The organism is Helcococcus kunzii ATCC 51366 (assembly GCF_000245755.1).
In the GTDB taxonomy this organism is placed as follows: Bacteria; Bacillota; Clostridia; order Tissierellales; family Peptoniphilaceae; genus Helcococcus; species Helcococcus kunzii.
This window is the reverse complement of the sequence record NZ_JH601089.1, coordinates 92,343-96,112: the sequence shown is the minus strand read 5'-3', so window position 1 is coordinate 96,112 and position 3,770 is coordinate 92,343. Positions and strand designations below refer to the sequence as shown.

General features: G+C 31.3%; 4 protein-coding genes. 2 read left to right on the top strand and 2 right to left on the bottom strand.

From position 1 onward, the window contains the following. Positions 1-139: 139 nt before the first annotated feature. Together HMPREF9709_RS09165 and HMPREF9709_RS09160 are read left to right on the top strand one after the other, a co-directional pair. Entirely contained in the window at positions 140-370 is a 231-nt protein-coding gene (locus tag HMPREF9709_RS09165) for a YdcP family protein (RefSeq protein WP_040464326.1), read from the top strand. A gap of 137 nt (positions 371-507) precedes the next feature. Then, on the top strand, positions 508-1,194 hold the full coding sequence (locus HMPREF9709_RS09160; protein ID WP_005399344.1) for a hypothetical protein: 687 nt from the start codon (positions 508-510) through the stop codon (positions 1,192-1,194). Positions 1,195-1,284: 90 nt separating this feature from the next. On the opposite strand, the gene HMPREF9709_RS09155 is transcribed toward HMPREF9709_RS09160, so the two are convergent. Together HMPREF9709_RS09155 and HMPREF9709_RS09150 are read right to left on the bottom strand one after the other, a co-directional pair. After that, entirely contained in the window at positions 1,285-2,277 is a 993-nt protein-coding gene (locus HMPREF9709_RS09155; protein WP_005399343.1) for a helix-turn-helix domain-containing protein, read from the bottom strand. Between the two features lie 392 nt (positions 2,278-2,669). Beyond that, positions 2,670-3,770: IS110 family RNA-guided transposase (locus HMPREF9709_RS09150; RefSeq protein WP_005399342.1), on the bottom strand; the 1,101-nt coding region annotated here is incomplete at its 5' end.

Sequence of the window (3,770 nt, the reverse complement as noted above, 5' to 3'; positions counted from 1 at the left end):
TACGAGATTAAATCTCAAGGAGGGAACGAGTACACTCTATCTAATAACAATATTATACAGTAAAACTGAATAATACTTAGTCGAAAAAGGTTTATAGGTTACCTTTAACAACCTAAATACATTATATAAGAGAGGAAAAATGATGAGATTAGCAAATGGCATTGTATTAGATAAAGACACGACTTTTGGAGAATTGAAATTCTCTGCTCTACGCCGTGAAGTGAGAATCCAAAATGAAAATGGGTCGGTTTCAGATGAAATCAAGGAACGTACCTATGACTTAAAATCCAAAGGACAAGGACGTATGATTCAAGTAAGTATTCCTGCCAGCGTGCCTTTGAAAGAGTTTGATTATAATGTGACAGTGTAACTTCAACTAAAAAAGGAAAAAAACATTGTCCAGAGAGCAAAGGAATACCAGAGCAAGCAATTGAAGACGCTTTTGTTGAAAGCTATCGTATTTTATGTGATAGCAACAAAGATGTGCTTGACGAGTTTTTAAGGACTATGAATGAGACGTTAAGTAGTAGTTCAGTTAATAAACAACTTTCCAAAGTAGAAAAAGAAATTGAAGCTCTGGAAAAGAAAAAAAGCAAATTAGTTGATATGCGTTTGGAAGATGTTATTGATTCAGAAACCTATGAGTACAAGTTTTCTTCTTTGACAAGTAAACAAGACGAACTGCTAAGTGAACGGGAAAAGCTTCAAACAATTGCAATGAATGAAAAGGATATTAAACGTCGTTTGCAAGAGTTCAAAAGAACTTTGGAGCAAAATGAAGTCTTGCATGAATTTGACCGATATGTTTTTGAAAGTATTGTTGAAAAAGTGATTGTTGGCGGTTATGATGAAGATGGTAATATTGACCCAGCACAACTTGTCTTTGTATATAAAACAGGATTTAAAAATAGCTTAGATGGCAATAGATTTAAGCCAATTAGAAAAAATGCAAGAGGAAATCGAAAGACTAATGAATTGTGTTCACAAACTAATAACGAGGTTCAATCTTTGTCTTCCCATAGTAGTTCCGACACATGTGGAAGCTATAGCGTTGATACAAAAGATATAAATTTAGAAATCCTGTATTTTAAGCAGTTTTACAAGCATTTTGTATTTGAAAAAGATGAAGAAGGATATGTCAAAAAGACACAAAAAAACTATATGGACGTGAGAGTTGTTTTACAACTGGTATGAGAAAACACAAAAATATAATTAACTCATTTTGTACTTTCTACAAGAGTAGCTTAAAAAGCTGATCTTTTTGATTTAATAAAATTTATTACCTTAATCACAATAATCGCATTTTAAATTGAGATGTTTGCAAGCTAAATTACGAACCTCACTAGGAAGTTTTCCCTTGTATCTTTTGTAATAAATGGAAAATTTGCTAGCAGATGAATATCCAACAGATTCTGCTATTTCTTTTATAGGAAGTTCGGTATTTAACAGAAGAGTTTCAGCTACATTCATTCTTTTTCTTTGGGTGTATTCTGTAATGCTTTGACGATATTTTTCTTTGAACAAATTTTTTAATTTTGTTCCGCTCATTTTAGATATTTTTTCAAGTGTTTCCTGATTTACATTCATGGCGAAATGATCATCTAAGAATCTTGCTACATCTTCAAGTGCTTTATTATCATCAGACTCAATTTTATATTTCTTCCTATTTAAGTAGGTATCTATTACTATACTCACCCATTCATTTGCTTTGGCTTTAAAGAAAAAATCTGCGGCAGGAGCGTTCATCTTGCAATTTAAAATTTCCATTGCCACTTTTTCCAATGACTTTGTAAGTATTATTTGATTTGTTTGAAGCAAAGTGGAATAAAAAGATTCTGTATCTATATTAATGGATGATAGATGTTTCTCCAAAAGTTCTCTTTTAAAGCCTATAGAAACAGCAAGATAATAGCAGTTCTCGTGTAATAAAAATAGGAAGTCATCTTTTATATTATCAAAATCAAGTGTGCATAATGAGTTTGCGGTAAGAGTTTGATACGGGTTAAACTTTTCTCCATTTGCGCTGACTATGTAGCTTGTGTAAATTGAAACATAGTCTGCCATACTATAGGTATTATTTTGAACTACTTCTTCTCTGATATAAAAATCGTGGATATCAATAATGAAGCCATCTCTTTCATAAAACCAATATAGACCATCTGCATAAGTTGAATACTCTTTATTCCAACAAAAAGTGTGCCCTGCACTTGAGTACTTCTTATTGTTTTTACATTCATCTACTTTCATATAATCTTTTACAAAATCGTAATATGTCATAATACACCTATCCCTTTTAGACAATATTCCAATTAGCCTTATTAATCCAAAACTATTGTATTAGTAATTATAACAGATGTATAATGGAAAAGCAACGATACTTATTATCACATAAGTAAATTTATATCTAAAAGGGATATTAAAGAAAGACTAACTATTAAAAGTCAAGAGGTGAAACAAAGAAAATATAAGTAATGATATTGATAAAAACTGAATAAAAATAAGCATGAAAAAACACCCTAAAGTTTAAGATTAAAAATAGGGTTAGTAAAGTTTTTGCCTTTTAAATAGTAATTTTCTCAAAAGAACCTGTAAATGATAAAGGCTATGCCCGAGCAAAGCTCGTCATTTACAGAACCTTTATCAAAAATTTGTATACAGTTAAGCAAAAACTAACTCTGCACTTGATAAGGTTCATTCTTAGTAAGAACAGCAAAAATAGTATGACAAAGCTTTCTAGCAACTGCATTGGTAGCAACTAGATGATGCTTTCCTTCTGTAATTTTCTTTTGATAATAAGCAGAAAAAACAGGGTCACAAAATTCAGCTCTAAGAGCGGATTGAAAAAGAGCACGCCTTAAATAAGGAGAACCTCTTTTACTCATATGATTGTAAGTAGATTCATATTCCCCAGACTGAGAAACGCTAGCATCCAAACCAGCATAAGCGACAAGTTTAGAAGGATTAGAAAATCTTTTAATATCACCAATCTCACCTAATATAGTAGCTGCATTAACAGAACCGATACCTGGAATAGTAGTAATTGGAGAATTAAGTTTTTCAAGTAAAACTTCAATTTCATTCTCAACATCAGAAACCTGATTTTGAATAAAAGAAATTTGCTCAATAAGCATTTTGATTTGAAGACTAAATGAGTCCAGGCAGAAATTAATACCAAAAGAAGAAGAAGCCTTTTTAGAAAGTTCATCAATCTTCTTAGAAGCATAGTTTTTCCTAGTAACAGACTCTAGAAAAGTGTTCAAATCATCAGAATTAATATCCTCAAAATCAGAAGGAGTAGAGAAATTTGAAAGAATTTCCTTAGAAGTCTTCCCAAAAATATTACTAAAAGAAGAGGCATATTCAGGGAAAACTTGATCTAAAAGTGCAATAGTTTTTCTTTTAAGATCGCCAATTGAAGAAATGAGGTAGGACCTAAATCTGGAAAGATTTCTCAAAGATAAATAATCTTCATTAGAAAGTGAAGTCTCAACGAAATCTCCATATCTAAGAAGATCAGCTATTAAAAGAGAATCAATAATATCAGTTTTTCTCTTTCTGATTTCTACACCTTGTCGCCAACCGTCAGTTTGGATTGGATTGATAACACGAACAGTAAAGTTTTTTTCAACAAGATATGAGTATAGAGATAGCCAATAATGACCTGTAGCTTCCATACCAACTTCAAGTTCATTTTTGAAAGCTTCTAGTTTAAGGATTAAACTCTCAGCACCATCAATGGAATTTGAAAAAGAAAAAGCTTTAAAAATAAC